This is a genomic window from Stenotrophomonas sp. STEN020, from assembly GCF_056760195.1.
On the sequence record NZ_JBRREI010000021.1, the window covers coordinates 17,173 to 33,468 of the forward strand.

13 protein-coding genes are annotated in these 16,296 nt (G+C 63.7%); 5 read left to right on the forward strand and 8 right to left on the reverse strand.

What is annotated here, in order from left to right:
* Positions 1 to 186 precede the first annotated feature (186 nt).
* Entirely contained in the window at positions 187 to 798 is a 612-nt protein-coding gene (locus tag ACVOLZ_RS10790; protein ID WP_481516134.1) for a superoxide dismutase, read from the reverse strand.
* A 279-nt stretch (positions 799 to 1,077) separates the two neighbouring features.
* Here ACVOLZ_RS10790 and ACVOLZ_RS10795 point away from each other — a divergent pair, with 279 nt between their 5' ends.
* Positions 1,078 to 1,551, forward strand: coding sequence for a guanyl-specific ribonuclease (locus tag ACVOLZ_RS10795; protein WP_481516135.1), 474 nt, complete (start codon positions 1,078 to 1,080; stop codon positions 1,549 to 1,551).
* Positions 1,548 to 1,997: a barstar family protein gene (locus tag ACVOLZ_RS10800; RefSeq protein WP_481516136.1), complete on the forward strand. Its 450-nt coding sequence runs from the start codon at positions 1,548 to 1,550 to the stop codon at positions 1,995 to 1,997. Before ACVOLZ_RS10795 ends, ACVOLZ_RS10800 begins: the two co-directional genes overlap by 4 nt.
* Positions 1,998 to 2,000: 3 nt before the next feature.
* Here the strand turns inward: ACVOLZ_RS10800 and ACVOLZ_RS10805 are convergent, their stop codons facing one another.
* The 4 genes from ACVOLZ_RS10805 to ACVOLZ_RS10820 all read right to left on the reverse strand — a co-directional run bounded on the left by ACVOLZ_RS10805 (position 2,001) and on the right by ACVOLZ_RS10820 (position 6,216).
* Entirely contained in the window at positions 2,001 to 2,528 is a 528-nt protein-coding gene (locus ACVOLZ_RS10805) for an SRPBCC family protein (protein WP_481516137.1), read from the reverse strand.
* A gap of 354 nt (positions 2,529 to 2,882) precedes the next feature.
* A complete protein-coding gene (locus ACVOLZ_RS10810) occupies positions 2,883 to 3,299 on the reverse strand; it encodes a VOC family protein (protein ID WP_481516138.1) in 417 nt (138 codons plus the stop codon).
* A gap of 86 nt (positions 3,300 to 3,385) precedes the next feature.
* Complete coding sequence (locus ACVOLZ_RS10815; protein WP_481516139.1) at positions 3,386 to 5,275, reverse strand: ATP-binding cassette domain-containing protein; 1,890 nt, start codon at positions 5,273 to 5,275, stop codon at positions 3,386 to 3,388.
* A 35-nt stretch (positions 5,276 to 5,310) separates the two neighbouring features.
* Positions 5,311 to 6,216, reverse strand: a complete 906-nt coding sequence (locus ACVOLZ_RS10820) for a LysR family transcriptional regulator (protein WP_481516140.1) — start codon at positions 6,214 to 6,216, stop codon at positions 5,311 to 5,313.
* Between the two features lie 97 nt (positions 6,217 to 6,313).
* Here ACVOLZ_RS10820 and ACVOLZ_RS10825 point away from each other — a divergent pair, with 97 nt between their 5' ends.
* Positions 6,314 to 7,372, forward strand: a complete 1,059-nt coding sequence (locus ACVOLZ_RS10825; RefSeq protein ID WP_481516141.1) for a YeiH family protein — start codon at positions 6,314 to 6,316, stop codon at positions 7,370 to 7,372.
* Between the two features lie 310 nt (positions 7,373 to 7,682).
* Here ACVOLZ_RS10825 and lysS read toward each other — a convergent pair whose 3' ends face one another.
* Both lysS and prfB read right to left on the reverse strand, forming a co-directional pair.
* Positions 7,683 to 9,203 carry a lysine--tRNA ligase gene (gene lysS, locus ACVOLZ_RS10830; RefSeq protein WP_481516142.1) on the reverse strand — a complete coding sequence of 507 codons (1,521 nt, stop codon included), beginning with the start codon at positions 9,201 to 9,203 and terminating at the stop codon, positions 7,683 to 7,685.
* A gap of 100 nt (positions 9,204 to 9,303) precedes the next feature.
* Positions 9,304 to 10,429, reverse strand: a protein-coding gene (gene prfB / locus ACVOLZ_RS10835) for a peptide chain release factor 2 (RefSeq protein WP_481516143.1) whose coding sequence is annotated in 2 segments (ribosomal slippage) — positions 9,304 to 10,353 and positions 10,355 to 10,429 — 1,125 coding nt in all. Because the reading frame shifts where the segments join, the coding sequence is not laid out codon by codon here.
* A gap of 158 nt (positions 10,430 to 10,587) precedes the next feature.
* Between prfB and ACVOLZ_RS10840 the strand changes: the two genes are divergently transcribed.
* Both ACVOLZ_RS10840 and ACVOLZ_RS10845 read left to right on the forward strand, forming a co-directional pair.
* Positions 10,588 to 11,766, forward strand: a complete 1,179-nt coding sequence (locus ACVOLZ_RS10840; protein WP_481516144.1) for a PPC domain-containing protein — start codon at positions 10,588 to 10,590, stop codon at positions 11,764 to 11,766.
* Positions 11,767 to 11,880: 114 nt separating this feature from the next.
* On the forward strand, positions 11,881 to 13,227 hold the full coding sequence (locus ACVOLZ_RS10845; RefSeq protein ID WP_481516145.1) for an ABC transporter substrate-binding protein: 1,347 nt from the start codon (positions 11,881 to 11,883) through the stop codon (positions 13,225 to 13,227).
* A 171-nt stretch (positions 13,228 to 13,398) separates the two neighbouring features.
* On the opposite strand, the gene ACVOLZ_RS10850 is transcribed toward ACVOLZ_RS10845, so the two are convergent.
* Positions 13,399 to 16,260: a VIT domain-containing protein gene (locus ACVOLZ_RS10850; protein ID WP_481516146.1), complete on the reverse strand. Its 2,862-nt coding sequence runs from the start codon at positions 16,258 to 16,260 to the stop codon at positions 13,399 to 13,401.
* Positions 16,261 to 16,296 lie beyond the last annotated feature (36 nt).

The following is a 16,296-nucleotide window of genomic DNA, read 5'->3' on the forward strand; positions in this document are numbered from 1 at the left end:
CGAAGCTGGGTTTGCCAAAACTTCAGGCATATGTGCCATCTGATGATCTGCATGCTTCGCGGCTTACGCCGCTCCTACAAAATTTGCCTGCACGCCGCCGAACACCCCTGAAACAACAAAGGCCGGGCAATGCCCGGCCTTTGTTGCAGCGGCGGCCACTGGGGCCACCGCGTCAGCTCAGTGCACTCAGGCAATGGCTTCCTGGTAGCGACGCTCGACTTCCTTCCAGTTGATCAGACTGTAGAAGGTTTCGATGAACTCGGCGCGACGGTTCTGGAACTTCAGGTAGTAGGCGTGCTCCCACACGTCGATGGTCAGCACCGGGGTGCGGCCTTCCATCAGCGGGCTTTCCTGGTTGGAGCTCTTTTCCACCAGCAGCTTCTTGTCGGCGGTGACACTCAGCCACGCCCAGCCGGAGCCGAACTGGGTCAGCGCAGCCTTGGTGAAGGCTTCCTTGAACTTGTCGAAGCCGCCCAGCTGCTCGTCGATGGCCTTGGCCAGCGCGCCGCTCGGGGTGCCACCGGCGTTCGGGGCGATCACGTCCCAGAACAGCGAATGGTTGCCATGGCCGCCGCCCTGGTTGCGCACGCCCTGCTGCAGGTTTTCCGGCAGGGTCTTGACCTTGCGCAGCAGCTCATCGATCGGCAGGTCGGCGTACTCGGTGCCTTCGACCAGCGCATTGAGGTTGTTGACGTAGGTCTGGTGGTGCTTGGAGTAATGGATCTCGACCGTGGCCGCATCCATGTACGGTTCCAGCGCGTCGTAAGCGTAAGGCAGCTTGGGCAGGGTATAGGCCATCACAAATCTCCTTGGGTATATGCCTGGGGTCTGTGCCCGGAAAACCCGGGCGATGCAGATACAGCAGTGAATGGTAGGCAGGAACGCCCAACTTACCAAGACCGCTGTAAAGGAAACTTTGTCCCGCAATCGGAATCGACACGATTTCAGGGCTGTGCGTCGCCATTGTTATCGGCCCGTGAACCAAGCGGCAGGCATCACGCATGAATCGCCCGTTCAACAAAATCCGGCTGACAGCGTGATAATCATTCTCCTTTCTTCGATTGATCTCCCGCCCTGATGCGCAAGCCCTACCTTCTGGTTATAGCCATAGTCCTGCTGGTTGCTGGCCTATGGGGCATGCGCGTTGCGCAGCAACCACCGCCGCCGCAGTTCGCGCCCTCGTTGGGTACGGACATCGGCACTGGAATCACCTCGCAAGCTGCGGCAGAAGCGCAATCCCGCGCCGCGACGCCGCGCGATCCGCTGCCCGCCTTCCTGCCCCCCGAAGCACGCGAAACCATTGAGCTGATCCAGCGTGGCGGACCGTACCCGCACCGCCAGGACGGCAGCACCTTCGGCAACCGCGAGCGCCAGCTGCCGCAGCGGCCGCGCGGCTATTACCGCGAATACACCGTGGATACACCCGGACTGAGCCATCGTGGCGCCAAGCGCATCGTTACCGGCGGCGATCCGCCGGATGCCTGGTATTACACCGACGACCATTACGACAGCTTCCGCAGCTTTGAAGTCCCCGCCAGGAGTACGCCATGAGTGACAGCGGTTTCGATATGGGCCTGGAAGACGTCAGCCAGGCCGGCGTTTACGGCGTTGGCGACGGCGACCTCGGCGGTTTGGCGGCGGTAGCCCGCGATGCCGGGCTGCGCGTATGCCGCATCGACCTGGAAGGCTGCGCCGACAAGCGCACCTTGTTGATGCGCCTTGGCACGCAGCTGGACTTCCCGACCGGCTGGAGCCGCAACTGGGATGCGCTGTCCGATGGCTTGCGTGACCTGTCGTGGCTCCCGGCCAACGGCTATGCCTTGTTGTTCAGCGATGCCAACGACCTGCGCCAAGGCAACCCGGCCGACTTCGATACCTTGCTGGACGTACTGTCCGAAGCCTCGGCCAGCTGGGCCGAGAACAACGTGGCGTTCTGGGCGTTCATGGAACTACCCGGCGGTGGTGAAGAGGCAGGTGGCGAGGACGAGGAAGAGTGATCCTCAGCGGGTGGTTTGCAGCCATTGCGCCAGACCACCCAACTGCTGCGCCTGGACCTTGTCCACCACCGGCGCCAGAGCACCGAGATCATCAGGGCTGTAACCGCCGGCGCGGTAGCGCCAGGTAAGCCGGGTGGATGCACCTTCTGCCTGCAGCGTCCACTCGGCGACACCATGCAGACCCATGCCCTGCATCGGCCCAAGTCCGCCAGTCATGCGCAGGGTTTTCTCAGGGTCGACGAAAACCACCTGCAGGTGCTGCGCCTGTTGTGCGCCGACGATTTCGCAGAAGCAACCACCGGCGCGAGCATCGATCGATAGCCTTGCGGCCTTGCCCCACCAGCTGTGATCTTTTGGCCACCAGTGATCGATATCAGCTGTCATCGCCTGCCAGACGCGCGCGGGTGACGCCGCGATCAGGACACTATTCTCGACAGTGAAGCCTGCTGGCGTGGCGTCTTTGACTTCTGCGTACGCGGGCAAGGCGAAGGCTGTTGCGAGCAGCAGGAGCGTATTGAGTCTGCGGTGCATGGCTGCTGCTCTTGTTGAGTGGCGTGAGCATGCGCGGAGCGTGGTTGCGCAGCAAGTGCTAGGTTCATGGCGAAGAGCACCCCTCCCCAGCCCTCCCCTACACCTTCGGCGCAAGGGAGGGAGCGAAGCGTTGAGCCCTTCGTTTTGGTTCGCGCCTGGACCCTCCCGCCTGCCGAGCAGCTGAGCCCTCCCTTTCGCGCAGCGAAGGGGAGGGTTGGGAGGGGTGCTTTCGATCTTCGCCAAATACGCGACGGCACGGATACAGCGAGAAGCACCCCTCCCCAGCCCTCCCCTGCACCTTCGGCGCAAGGGAGGTAGCAGAACATCAGCCGACCGACGCCGAAACCGGCCCCTTCAAGAAACCGGCCCCTTCAACTCTATGGTGTTGCCATCCGGGTCTTTGAAATACAGCGACAATCCATCCCCTTCAGCACCGAAGTTCACCTCAGCCGCCGCCAACGGCGTTGCGCCGTGCAGGGACAGATACGCAACCATGCCTGCCTCATCGAACGGCTCGACTCGCAAACACAGATGATCAACATTGCGCGCTTCCGCTCCCGGTCCGGCGCCGCCGCGCGCGCCCAACGTGCCATCCAGACTGATCAGGTCGATCATCGACGCGCCTGCACGCAGGTGCACCAGACCAAGATGGTCGCGTCGTCGCACCACCTCGCAGCCCAGCACCGTTGAATAGAAAGCAATGCTGCGTTCCAGCTCGCGGACCCGGAACACCACATGGTCGATACGCTCAACCTCAAACGGTCTTTTCATCATCACCTCGCAGCATCCATGGACACCATCCTGCCGTCCTCGGCGAGGACGGCAGGTGAAGCAACACGCAGACCGTCAGAACCGGCTCAGGCGTCCAGTTCCTGCCAGCGTGCGTAGGCGGCATCCAGCTCGGCCTGCACCTTGGTCAGCTTCTGCGTGTGTGCAGTGACTTCGGCACTGGTACGCGTATAGAACGAGGGATCGTTCATTGCCGAGGTCAGGCCTTCCACGTCCAGTTCCAGCTTCTCGATCCTGGCCGGCAGTTGCTCCAGCTCACGCGCATCCTTGAAGCTCAGCTTGCGCTTGGGTGCGGCATCTGCAACTGGAGCGGCCGGCGCAACAGCAGGTGCCGCCGTCGCCGAGGCCTTGGCCACCGCCATCGCGGTCTGGGTCGGCGCCGGGCGCTGACGCAGCGAGTCGCTGTAGCCGCCAATGTAATCGCCCACCTTGCCCTCGCCTTCCAGCACCAGCGTGGAGGTCACCACGTTGTCGAGGAAGTCACGGTCATGGCTGACCAGCAGCAAGGTACCGGTGTAGTCGGCCAGCAGCTCTTCCAGCAGCTCCAGGGTTTCCACGTCCAGGTCGTTGGTCGGTTCGTCCATCACCAGCAGGTTGGACGGCTGTGCGAACAGCTTGGCCAGCAGCAGGCGGTTACGCTCGCCACCGGACAGGCGGGTGATCGGCGCGCGTGCACGTTCCGGGGTGAACAGGAAGTCCTGCAGATAGGCATGCACATGCTTGCGCTTGCCGTTGAGGTCGATGAAGTCCGCGCCTTCGGCCACGTTCTCGATCGCACTCCAGTCCTCGCGCAAGGTGGCGCGGTACTGGTCGAAGTAGGCGATCTGCAGGTTGGTGCCCTGGCGCACTTCGCCGCTGTCCGGCTGCAGTTCGCCCAGCAACAGCTTCAGCAAGGTGGTCTTGCCGCTGCCGTTGGGGCCGATCAGGCCGATGCGGTCACCACGCAGGATGGTGGTTTCGAAATCCTTGACCATCACCCGCTCGCCGAACGAGAAGGAGATGTTCTTGATGTCGATGACCTTCTTGCCGGAGTTCTCGGCACCGGCCGCTTCCAGCTTGACGTTGCCACCAAGCTCACGGCGCTGGCTGCGCTCGTTGCGCATCGCCTTGAGCCGGCGCACGCGGCCTTCGTCACGGGTACGGCGCGCCTTGATGCCCTGCCGGATCCACACTTCTTCCTGCGCCAGCAGCTTGTCGAAGCGGGCGTTTTCCTGCGCCTGCGCGTTAAGGCGTTCTTCGCGGCGGCGCTCGTAGTTGTCCCAGTCACCCGGCCAGCTGGTTACCTGGCCGCGATCGATTTCGACGATGCGGGTGGCCAGGGCACGCAGGAAGCGGCGGTCATGGGTGACGAACACCACGCAGCCGTTCCAGCCCTTGAGGAAGGTTTCCAGCCAATCGATGGCTTCGATGTCCAGATGGTTGGTCGGCTCGTCGAGCAGCAGCACGTCCGGGCCGGCGACCAGCGCACGCGCCAGCAGCACGCGGCGCTTCATGCCGCCGGACAGACGGCCGAATTCGGCATCGCCATCCAGGTCGAGCTTGGTCAGGGTTTCCTCGACGCGCTGGTCCAGGCCCCAGCCATCGGCGGCGTCGATCTTGGCCTGCACATTGCCCATTGCCTCACCATCGAATACTTCGGCGTGGCTCAGGCGATGGAACTCGGCCAGCCAGTGACCGAGCTCGCCGAGGCCATCGGCGACCACGTCGAACACGCTGCCGGCAGCGCCATGCGGCACTTCCTGCTCGAGCCGGGTGACGCGCACGCCCTGCTGCACGCGCACCTCGCCGTCATCGGGCTTGAGCTCGCCAGCCATCAGCTTCATGAGAGTGGATTTGCCGGCGCCGTTGCGGCCGATCAGGGCGATACGCTCGCCAGTCTCGATCGACAGTTCGGCTTTTTCCAGCAACAACGGGCCGCCGACGCTGTAGTCGACGTTCTGCAAGGTAATCAAAGGCATGGGCGTATTGTACGGGCTCTGGCGGTCGACCGCGCTCAATCGTCGCTAAACACGTCCGCCGGCAGGCCGAGCAGCTGGCGCAGGCTGGCCGGAATCCGCTTGCCAGGATGGCGCACCGCCCACAACTGACGCTGCAGTGGTGGCAAGGGCGTCGCCAACACCTTCAGCTTGCCCAGCGTCACCAGGTCGGCCACCGCGTACCGCGACAGGCAGGCCAGGCCCAGCCCGGCGACCGCTCCCTGCTTGATCGCCTCGGTACCGCCCAGCTGCAACACCTCGGCAAACCCATGCAGATGCGGCAACAAGGCCTGCTCGGCGGCCTCACGAGTGCCTGAACCCGGTTCGCGCAGCAGCCAGCGCGCCTGTCGCAGCATTGCTAGGTCGGCTCCGTTCCTGAACTGCGGGGCAAGCGGATGTCGTTCGCCGAACACCACCACCAGCTCGTCCTGCTGCCAGTGCGCCACTTCCAGACCCGGTTCGTGGCTTGGTCCTTCGATCAAGCCGACATCCACTTCCAACCGCTGCACGGCGGTAGTGACCTCGCGGGTGTTGCCGATCACCAGTTCGACATGGGCGTGTGGATTGGAGGCCTGCAGGTCGGCGATACGCGTCGGCATCAGGTAGTTGCCGATGGTGGTGCTGGCGCCGACCTGCCAACGCACGGCGACGCCGGTCTGACTGTCGGCACGGAACCGCCGCTCGATATCGGTCATCCCTGCGAGCAGGGCCCGCGCCTGTGGCAGCAGTGCCCGTCCGTGTCCATTGAGTACCAGTCGGCGGCCAATCCGGTCAAACAAGGCCAACCCGAGCAGGTTCTCCAGTTCGACCAGCGCAGCACTGACAGCCGATTGCGACAAGCCCAACAACTCGCCCGCTGCCGTCGTGGTACCGGCCTCGGCAATGCCGGAGAAGATCTGCAGCTGACGCAGGGAGAGATGCATAACCTATCTCTAAAATCGGTTGATCCAACCAATATTATCCGTTTTACAGGTAGTAGCCGTAGGCGCAGCATGGGCCATCTTCTAATAACCCAACGTTATGAACACCTCGACCCAAGGGCTGACCTCGATGCCCCTCTCCCGCCTCCCCGGCCTGCTGCTGACGGCCGCCGTCGCCGGCCTGTCGATCTGGCTGGGCACCCTGCCATGGATGCAGAACCACGGCATCAGCGCGCTGACCCTGGCCATCGTCATCGGCATCGTGCTGGGCAACACGGTTTATCGCAGCCTGGCCACGCGCGCCGACGCTGGCGTTGGTTTCTCCAAGGCCACCCTGCTGCGCGCCGGCATCATTCTCTATGGCCTGCGCCTGACCCTGCAGGATATCGGCCAGGTCGGTGTTGCCGGCGTGGCGATCGACGCACTGGTGCTGTGCTCGACCTTCGGCCTGGCCTGGTGGCTGGGCACCAAGCTGCTGGGCATGGACCGCAACTCGGCGCTGTTGATCGGCGCCGGCAGTTCGATCTGTGGCGCCGCTGCGGTGATGGCAGCCGAACCGGTGATCAAGGGCCGCGCCGAGCAGGTTGCGGTCGCCGTTGCCACGGTGGTGGTGTTCGGCACCGTGGCGATGTTCCTGTACCCGCTGCTGTACCAGTGGGGCGTGTCGGCGGGCTGGATGCCGCTGGATGAAACCGCGTTCGGCGTGTTTACCGGCTCTACCGTGCATGAAGTTGCGCAGGTGGTGGCTGCTGGCCGTGCGGTCAGTGAGCCTGCCGCCGATGCTGCCGTCATCACCAAGATGGTGCGGGTGATGATGCTGGCGCCGTTCCTGGTCGGCCTGTCTGCATTGCTGGCCCGCGGCCAGAACAGCAGCAATGGCGAACGCTCGAAGATCACCATTCCGTGGTTTGCGTTTGGCTTTATCGCCATGGTCGGCTTCAACTCGCTGCAATTGCTGCCGGCTGAGGTGGTGAAGGTATTGGTGGATCTGGACACCGTGTTGCTGGCGATGGCGATGGCTGCGCTGGGTCTGACCACGCATGCTTCGGCACTGCGTCAGGCGGGTGCCAAGCCGATGCTGTTGGCTTTGCTGCTGTTTGGTTGGTTGTTGGCTGGCGGGATGCTGATCAATCTGGGGGTGCGGGCTTTGCTGGGCTGAGGCGCTATCGGCAAGGCCCCTGCCGAGCATGGCTCGGCACTGCATGCGCGGGAAGCGGATTTGCGACGCTTTAGCCCCTCTCCCGTTCACGGGGGGAGAGAGACCGTTTGCGAACCATTGGTTCGCGGTCGAGCGAGCGCCTTTGCGCCAGCGCAAAGGCCGGGGCGCGGAGCGGGGGTTGGGGTGAGGGCAGCTTTTCGCTGGTAAAGCCCCTGCCGAGCATGGCTCGGCACTACATTGCAAAAACAAAAAGGCCTTCCCGGTTATGGGAAGGCCTTTGTTGTTTCGGCTGCAGCCGGATCGTGCTGGATCAGGCTTCCGGGCGCATGTACGGGAACAGGAGCACGTCACGGATCGAGGCGCGGCCGGTCAGCATCATCACCAGGCGGTCGATGCCGATGCCCAGACCACCGGTCGGTGCCATGCCGTATTCCAGTGCACGGATGTAGTCGGCGTCGTAGTGCATGGCCTCGTCGTCGCCACCATCCTTGGCTTCCACCTGAGCCTGGAAGCGCGCAGCCTGGTCTTCCGGGTCGTTCAACTCGGAGAAACCATTGGCCAGCTCCTTGCCGTTGACGAACAGCTCGAAGCGGTCGGTGTAACCAGCATCGTTGTCGCTGGCGCGGGCCAGCGGCGACACTTCGACCGGGTGATCGGTGATGAAGGTCGGCTGGATCAAGGTGTGTTCGACCGTGGCTTCGAAGATTTCCAGCAGCAGCTTGCCCCAGCCGTAGCTCGGCTTGACGCGGATCTTCAGGCGTTCGCAATGACGCAGCAGCGCATCACGATCGGTGCAGTCGGCAGCAGTGATTTCCGGGTTGTGGTGACGCACTGCCTCGTCCATGCGCCAGCGGCGGAAGGCCGGGGCCAGGTCGATCTGCACGCCGTCCCATTCCACCACGGTGGTGCCGAGCACGCTCTGCGCGACATCGCGGATCACGCCCTCGGTCAGGTCCATCACTTCGTTGTACGTGGCATAGGCCTCGTACAGCTCCATCATGGTGAACTCCGGATTGTGGCGGGTACTGACGCCTTCGTTGCGGAAGTTGCGGTTGATTTCGTAGACGCGCTCAAGGCCGCCAACCACTAGACGCTTCAGGTACAACTCCGGTGCCACGCGCAGGTACAGCTGCATATCCAGCGCGTTGTGGTGGGTGGTGAACGGCTTGGCCGTGGCGCCGCCGGGGATGTAATGCATCATCGGCGTTTCGACTTCGAGGAAGTCGCGGTTGTCCAGCCATGCACGCATGGCGCGGATGATCTTGGAGCGCTTGATGAATACGTCGCGCGATTCCGGGGTAACGATCAAATCGACGTAACGCTGGCGGTAGCGCTGCTCGACGTCGGCCAGACCATGCCATTTGTCCGGCAGCGGGCGCAGCGACTTGGTCAGCAGGCGGATGCTGGTTGCCTTGACCGACAGCTCGCCGGTCTTGGTGCGGGTCAGGCCGCCTTCGACGGCGATGATGTCGCCCACGTCCCAGCCCTTGAACGCGGCGTAGATGTCGCCCAGCGCGGTGGCCTGCAGGAACAGCTGGATGCGGCCGCTTTCGTCCTGAATCTGGGCGAAGCTGGCCTTGCCCATGATGCGCTTGGCCATCAAACGGCCAGCCATCTTGACCGTGCGGCCGGTGGCTTCCAGCGCTTCGCTGGTCCACGTCTCGGCGTCGGCGTATTCGTCCTGCAACTTGCCGGCGAAATCTTCGCGGCGGAAGTCGTTCGGGTAGGCAATGCCCTGCCCGCGCAGCGCCGTGAGTTTCGCGCGGCGCTCGGCGATGAGGCTGTTCTCGTCGACGGGGAGCTGCTGCGTTTCAGGGGTCTGTTCGGTCATGGCTTTGTTTTCTATTTGGGGGAGATAACCAAGGTGCGGCCACCGCATGGTGAAACCGCACCGTACAACAAGGGAATGGCCCGCGCAGGGCCATTCCGGATCACGCGTCGCTGCGTTTGGCGCCGGCTTCCAGGCCCGACTTGAGGCTGGCCTCGATGAACTCATCCAGGTCGCCGTCCAGCACCTTCTGCGTATCTGTACGCTCAACGCCGGTGCGCAGGTCCTTGATACGGCTCTGGTCGAGCACGTAGTTACGGATCTGGCTGCCCCAACCGATGTCCGACTTGGTGGCTTCCAGCGCATCACGCTCGGTGTTGCGCTTCTGCACTTCCAGCTCATAGAGCTTTGCGGCCAGCATCTTCATCGCGGTGTCGCGGTTCTGGTGCTGGCTGCGGCCGGTCTGGCAGGCAACCACGGTATTGGTCGGGATGTGGGTGATACGCACCGCCGACTCGGTTTTGTTGACGTGCTGACCACCGGCACCGGAGGAACGGTACACGTCGGTGCGCAGGTCGGCCGGGTTGATGTCGATCTCGATGTTGTCATCGACTTCCGGCGACACGAACACCGAGGTGAAGCTGGTATGGCGGCGGTTGTCCGAGTCGAACGGCGACTTGCGCACCAGCCGGTGCACGCCGATCTCGGTCTTCAGCCAGCCGTAGGCGAACTCGCCTTCGACGCGGAAGGTGGCCGACTTGATGCCGGCGACGTCGCCGCCGGACACTTCCATCAATTCGGTTTTCCAGCCGCGCGATTCGCACCAGCGCAGGTACATGCGCAGCATGATTTCGGCCCAGTCCTGGGCTTCGGTACCACCGGCACCGGCCTGGATGTCGACGAACGCGTTGCAGCTGTCCATCTCGCCGGAGAACATGCGCTGGAATTCGAGCTTCTCGATGTGCGCCTGGAATTTGTTCAGGTCGGCAACCACGGCCAGCGCGGTGTCTTCGTCCTGCTCGCTTTCGGCCAGCTCAAGCAGCTCGGTGGCTTCGGACAGGCCGTCCAGTACGTTGGCAATACCGGTGACGGTCTTGTCCAGCATCGAGCGTTCACGGCCCAGGGTCTGGGCGTACTCGGGGTTGTTCCAGATGTCCGGGTTTTCGAGTTCGCGGGTTACTTCTTCGAGACGTTCTTTCTTGACGTCGTAGTCAAAGATACCCCCTGAGCGATAGCACGCGATCGGTGAGATCGGTGATTCGCTGGCGGATGGGATTGAGTTCGATCATGGTCGGTCTAGTAAGGCAGACAAGCCGCCAATTCTAGCATCCAGCCGGGGCCTGCATTGGCTATTCAGACATGCGAGCCCTTCTCGCTGAATAGACACGACTTAACGTTAGAATCGCCCCCTGACCCGCGAAGACGGGAAAAGGAGACATTTCTGACCATGAAGGACCTAAGCTTGAACGCCAGACACGCTCGCCTGTTTGCTGCAATCACCATGACCTTGGCGCTGACCGCCTGCCAGAAGTTGGGCGGCATTGCCGCCACCGGCACTGACAAGGCCCCGAACCTGACCGTCGGTGAAACGGTCTCCGGTGAAATCACCTCGTCCAGCAGCCTGAACTACAACGACGGCAGCCGTCACCAGGGCTACAAAGTGACCATGAAGAGCGGCGAAGCCGTCTCGCTGGAACTGGGTGGCTCGCTCAGCGGTCAGCTGGCGGTGTTCGACGGCCAGAACATGATTGCCAACGCGTCCTCCTCGGGCATGAGTGAAGGCGACTCCTCCAGCTCGGTCAACCTGGCTTTCCGCGCGCCCAAGGACGGCACCTACCTGGTCGCAGTCAACAGCGCCAGCGCCGACGCGTTTGGCCCGTTCAAGCTCAAGAGCGCCAAGGTTGTCCCGTATGACGGCAAGCCGCTGGGCGCCGACAGCGAGATCACCGACTGGCTGATGGGTGACAAGCAGGAGTACAAGTTCAAGGTCGACAAGGCTGGGCTGTACGCCATCACCTTGGAGTCCAGCGCATTCGACTCCTACCTGCGCCTGAACGGCCGCAACGTCGAGCTGGAAGACGATGACAACGGCGGCAACCTCAACGCCCGCATCCGTACCTACCTGGAGCCGGGCGAGTACACCGTCGCTGCCTCCTCGGTGAACGGCAACACCGGCTCGTTCAAGCTCAACGTCAAGCTGACCCCGACCGAGAATGGCCTGGTTACCCGTGATGGCACTGCGCTGACCGTAGGCCAGACCGCACAGTCGATGATGGATTCGCGTGGCCGCCGCACCTTCGTGCTCAATCTGGACGCGCCCAAGCACATCCAGTTCGATGCCATCGCCGACGGCTTCGACTCGGTGCTGCACATCACCGGCCCCGGCGTTGATGAAGAGAACGACGATGGCGGCAACGGTACCAACGCCCAGCTGACCCTGAACCTGCGTGCAGGCCGCTACATCGTTGCGGTCACCAGCCTGGGCAGCCAGCAAGGCGTGTTCGAGCTGGAAACCACCGACCTCGGTGGCGGCGATGTCGCCGCCCCAGCCAACAGCAACCGCAAGGATGCTGCCGAAGAGGCCGCCAGCGCCGCTGCCGACGCAGCCGCCGCCGTCATCCAGTAAGCAACACCGCTCGTCGCGCCGGTCGGCGTGATGGGCGCAAGGCCACGTTGCCTGCCCCCGCAGGCAGCGTGGCCTTTATTTACCTCCCCCTGCTTCCCACCTAAAGGAGTTCAAGTGAAGCGACTTGCAGCCGGACTGCTGTCCCTTGCCATTGCCGCCGCCGTTCACGCCCCCGCGTATGCCGCCGGCCCAGCCCGCCCGCTCGCCATCAATGGCGATGTCTCCGGCGAAATCACCTCTTCCAGCCCGGTCAACTACAGCGACGGCACCCGCAGCCAGCTGTTCTCGTTGCAGATGGGCGCCGGCCAAGCGGTGACGCTGAAGCTGGAAGGCGCACTCAATGGTGCGCTGGCCGTGTTCAACCGTGACGTACTTGTGTCGCGCACCGAAGCCGGTCGCGAAGGCAGCGCCAGCCTGAGCATGCGCGCCGACAAGGCCGGCCAGTATCTGGTCGCCGTCAGCGGCGCCGATGCACGCGCCTTCGGCCCGTTCCAGCTGTCGGCCGAACCCATCGTCGCCTATGACGGCAAGCCGCTGACCGCTGGCCGCCGGGTTACCGACTGGCTGCGCAACGGCGACAAGACCTTCGTTCTGCAGGTCGACAAGCCGGGCCTGTACACCATCGACCTGGAATCGACCGAGTTCGACGCCCGCCTGGAACTGAGCGGCAACGGCCTCAACCTGGAAGACGATGACGGCGGCAGCAACCTCAACGCGCGTCTGGTCGCACCGCTGCAGCCGGGCCGCTACACGCTGACCGCCGGCGGTCTGGGCGAAGCTTCCGGCGCGTTCTACCTAGGCGTGGAGCAGGCAGATTTTCCGGAAGGCCTGGTCTTCAATGACGGCACCAGCCTGCCGCTGGAAGGCACCGTCAGCGGCTTCATCGGTGCTGACGACGCCCGCAGCTTCGTACTGAACCTGCCGGAGCGTCGCCGCGTGCAACTCGACGCAAGCGGCAAGGATCTGGACACCATGCTCACCCTGCAGGGCGGCGACATCACCCTCAGCGACGATGATGGCGGTGGCGGTGTCAATTCGCGCATCAGCCAGGTGCTGGACGCGGGCGAGTACAACGTGTCGGTGCGCTCGGTGAACAGCCGTGGGGGCGTGTTCCAGCTGGCTACCGGCACCACAGCCGCGCCCGATGGCCCGATCCGCCCCGAGCTCAAGATCGGCCGCGAAGTCCAGGGCCAGCTGCGTGCCGGCAACCGTGACATGTACACCCTGGAGATTCCGCGCAAGGGCAAGTACGTGATCAGCATGACGGCGGGCTCGTCCAGCCTGGACGGCATGATCACCCTGATGCGCAATGGCGAAGAGGTCGCCCAGCAGGACGACAGCGACTCCAGCCTGGATCCGAACCTGGAAATCGAGCTGGAAGCCGGCCGCTACATCGTGTTCGCACACAGCTTCGATCCGAACGCCACCGGCAGCTACCGCCTGCTTGCACGTCGCAAGTAAGCGAGCGTTACCAAAACCCCGATGTCAGATCTCTGGCATCGGGGTTTCTTCTTTTGTGGTAGCGGCGTGAGCCGCGAAGCAAACAATGCATCAGCACAAGGGATTGGCAGCGCCAGCTTCGCGGCTTACACCGCTCCCACAAACAAACAGCAGATTGCTACAGCAACCGGCTCAACGCACTTCGAACTCACCGACCAGCACGGTATCGGTGGCGTCCTGCAAGCGCATCGTCACCGCCTGATCCTTCTGCTTTGGCGTACCCCAATGGGTACTCAAGCGCAGCATCAAAGTAGCCGCACCAGTCACCAACTGCTGACGACTGCCAAAGTAGTTGGCCTCCACCTTGTAGATACCCGGCTTGGCATCGCGCAACGAGAACTGCTCAGGCCCGTAGCCACCAGTGAAATCCTGCGACATCTGTCCGCCCTGATAGGTCAAACGATTGCCGTAGTACGCACGTTCGCCATTGGGATCGGTCACCCACAGATCCATATCGCTGTTGTCCACGTCCCAGGCCAATACAACGCGCAGATCCAGCGGCATCGCCTTGCGCAGGCGTGGATCAACCTGCCTTGCATCCAGCGCCGTGCCACCGCGTGCGATCAGATTGGTCAACTCATCCAGCGCGATCAACGCAACGCCATCGAAGCGCCCATCCCATTGCCGCTGCACCACTTGATACAGCGGATCGACGGCCTGCTTCGGTCGCCCTGCCGCCTCCAGCGCCAAACCCAGATCGCGGAAACTCTGCGGCTCGTCCTCGGCCATTGCCAGCACCTGCTCAAACACCGGCACCGCCAGACCCGGCTCACCGGCCTGCATCAACCGATAACCCAGCACCCGCAGCAGATGCCGGTTATCCAGCTCCATCTCGGCCAGATTGGACAGCACCCGCAATGCCAACTCACGCTGCCCGGCAGCGAACAACATATCCGCCGCATCCAGGAAGAACGCGCTGCTGCTGGCATTGCCTTCGCGCTCGTCCAAGTACCTCGCGTACAGCTCTCTTGCAGGTGCCTTGCGCAGGCGTTGCGCGACTGGTGAATCCGGCTCCCATGCCGCGAGCTTGATCTGCACCTCGTCGGAGCTGGTCGGTTCGTCTGCTGCCGCAGCCGCGGAAGCGCTGTCTGCGACCCTGAAACTGTCCGCGGCCACAGCGGACTCCGCCACCATTGCGGCAGCCGGCGCAGGCGGTGATGGCGCCATCGCCATCATTGGTGCCGGTGCGCCGTTCGAGCGCTGCCTTGCCAGCGCTGCGGCCTGCGCCACCTTCAGCGGCGAGTCCTTCGGCCAGCGCTTGTCCCACCACACCTGACGCTGGCGCCATTGCTCAGCCACCTCATCAAGGTGCGTCCTGCGCGCGACCTCACGGTCGGCAACCTGTCGGGCAAAACGGCGCTCGTATTCGGCCCGCAACGCTGCCGGCGGCCGGATCGCGTAGCGCAGGTAGTCGTCTATCGTATCCAGCACAAGCAAGGAACTGCCCTCGCTGACCATGCCGAACTGCTGCGACAGCAACTGCATCGCCTCGCGGTTGCCGCGCGGGTCCGCCGCCAGCTGCTGCAAGCGCGCCTGCGCCCACAACCCGGCCATCAAGCCGCCGTCGGCATTGCCGGGCGCGACGCTCAGCGCTTGCCACTGACCACCGTTGATCCGCAAGCGCAGCTCGGCCGGCACTGTATCGGCACGTGCATACAGCCACAACCAGCCCTGTTCCAGACTGCGGCGATCGACCACCACATCGTGCAGCCCTGCTGCCGGCGCAACCTCCACGGTCATCGGCATCGCCAGCAGGCGCGTTGCCGCAGCAGCCCCGTCATCGGAGTCCAACTGCACAAGACTGCCACCGTTCGACTCGCTCCAACCGCGCAGGCGCGCCGTATCGGCGCCAGCCGCTGCACTGCTGATCGCAAACAGACGCTGACCTGCCGCCAGTGCAGGTAACGTCGATGCACCCCAGTTGGACAGGCCATCACTGAACAGCAGGTACTCGCCAAGCTCTGCCTTTGGCGTCCACGAAGCCAAGGCGCTGGCGCCATCATTTGGAGCCAGTTCCAGCACCCGGCGCAACGCGCTCCAGTCACCCTTGCGAATACTGAAATGACGCTCCGCTTCCGGCTTGTCGCGCAGCACCGTCAATACAACGCTGCCTTCACCCATCGCCGCGAAATAGCGATCCAGCAGCGCGAACTCGCGCGCCCGGTTGCGATTCCCCGCCGAGCCTGACGCATCCCATAGCAGGCCAAGCTTTGACGGCAAGCGGCGTGCGACCGGCGCCGCCACCGGCAGCTGTGCCAGCAGATAGTGTTGCCCATCGTAGCGCGCGGCCTGCAACGCAGACTGCGGCTTGGCTGGCAGCTGCCATTGCAGCTGCGCCGGCAATTGTCGACCGCCGCCCTGCCAATCCAGCGCACCGGCCATCAACCGGAACGGTGCCTGGCCAAGCTTGTCCGCGCCGGTCGCACGCAGGTGCAGACTGACCTCACCCGCCGCCGCTGCGAACTGCAGGGGCAAGCGCCACTGCCAGCCTTCACTGGACAACGGCATCGCTTCGCGGATGGTCAACTGCACCCGCCGGCTGCCGCCAGCGGGCAAGGGGTATACCCGGAGACGGAACTGGTTGCCGGCGGTCTGTTCCAGCAGCGCCGGGTCCTGGCCCTGCCGGGTGATCGCCTCGAACACCTGCCGGCCGCGCTCCTTCGGCACCGGAACCGCATCGCGCAGCTGCCCGTCAATATCCAGGGCGAAGCCACTGATCTGTTGGCCTTCAGCCAAGGGGAACTGCAGCTCACCCTCCATTACCCGCCGATTGGGGTTGTGGAATACCAACTCGACCCTGGTCTGGGCGACGCCAGCCTGTACCTCGCCGTCGATGCTCACCCGTCGCAGCTCGATGGGCTGTTCGTCCTTGGAGACTGCAATCAGTACCGGCGACCGGAGAATCTCCCCGCCCTGCTGCGCCGCAGAGGGTGTTGTCATCACACCCAACAACACGCCAAACATCCAACAACGCCGCCAGATAACCAGGCTCATCGCAGCACTCCGTCCAAGGGTTTGGAGATCAAACGC

What these genes read in the sequence shown, in the direction of transcription:
- ACVOLZ_RS10790 (WP_481516134.1), bottom strand. Translation starts at nt 798, where the DNA reads ATGGCCTATACCCTGCCCAAGCTGCCTTACGCTTACGACGCGCTGGAA.
- ACVOLZ_RS10820 (WP_481516140.1), bottom strand. Translation starts at nt 6,216, where the DNA reads ATGCATCTCTCCCTGCGTCAGCTGCAGATCTTCTCCGGCATTGCCGAG.
- ACVOLZ_RS10840 (WP_481516144.1), top strand. Translation starts at nt 10,588, where the DNA reads ATGAAGGACCTAAGCTTGAACGCCAGACACGCTCGCCTGTTTGCTGCA.
- lysS (WP_481516142.1), bottom strand. Translation starts at nt 9,203, where the DNA reads ATGACCGAACAGACCCCTGAAACGCAGCAGCTCCCCGTCGACGAGAAC.
- ACVOLZ_RS10795 (WP_481516135.1), top strand. Translation starts at nt 1,078, where the DNA reads ATGCGCAAGCCCTACCTTCTGGTTATAGCCATAGTCCTGCTGGTTGCT.
- ACVOLZ_RS10815 (WP_481516139.1), bottom strand. Translation starts at nt 5,275, where the DNA reads ATGCCTTTGATTACCTTGCAGAACGTCGACTACAGCGTCGGCGGCCCG.
- ACVOLZ_RS10805 (WP_481516137.1), bottom strand. Translation starts at nt 2,528, where the DNA reads ATGCACCGCAGACTCAATACGCTCCTGCTGCTCGCAACAGCCTTCGCC.
- ACVOLZ_RS10800 (WP_481516136.1), top strand. Translation starts at nt 1,548, where the DNA reads ATGAGTGACAGCGGTTTCGATATGGGCCTGGAAGACGTCAGCCAGGCC.
- ACVOLZ_RS10850 (WP_481516146.1), bottom strand. Translation starts at nt 16,260, where the DNA reads ATGAGCCTGGTTATCTGGCGGCGTTGTTGGATGTTTGGCGTGTTGTTG.
- ACVOLZ_RS10810 (WP_481516138.1), bottom strand. Translation starts at nt 3,299, where the DNA reads ATGAAAAGACCGTTTGAGGTTGAGCGTATCGACCATGTGGTGTTCCGG.
- ACVOLZ_RS10825 (WP_481516141.1), top strand. Translation starts at nt 6,314, where the DNA reads ATGAACACCTCGACCCAAGGGCTGACCTCGATGCCCCTCTCCCGCCTC.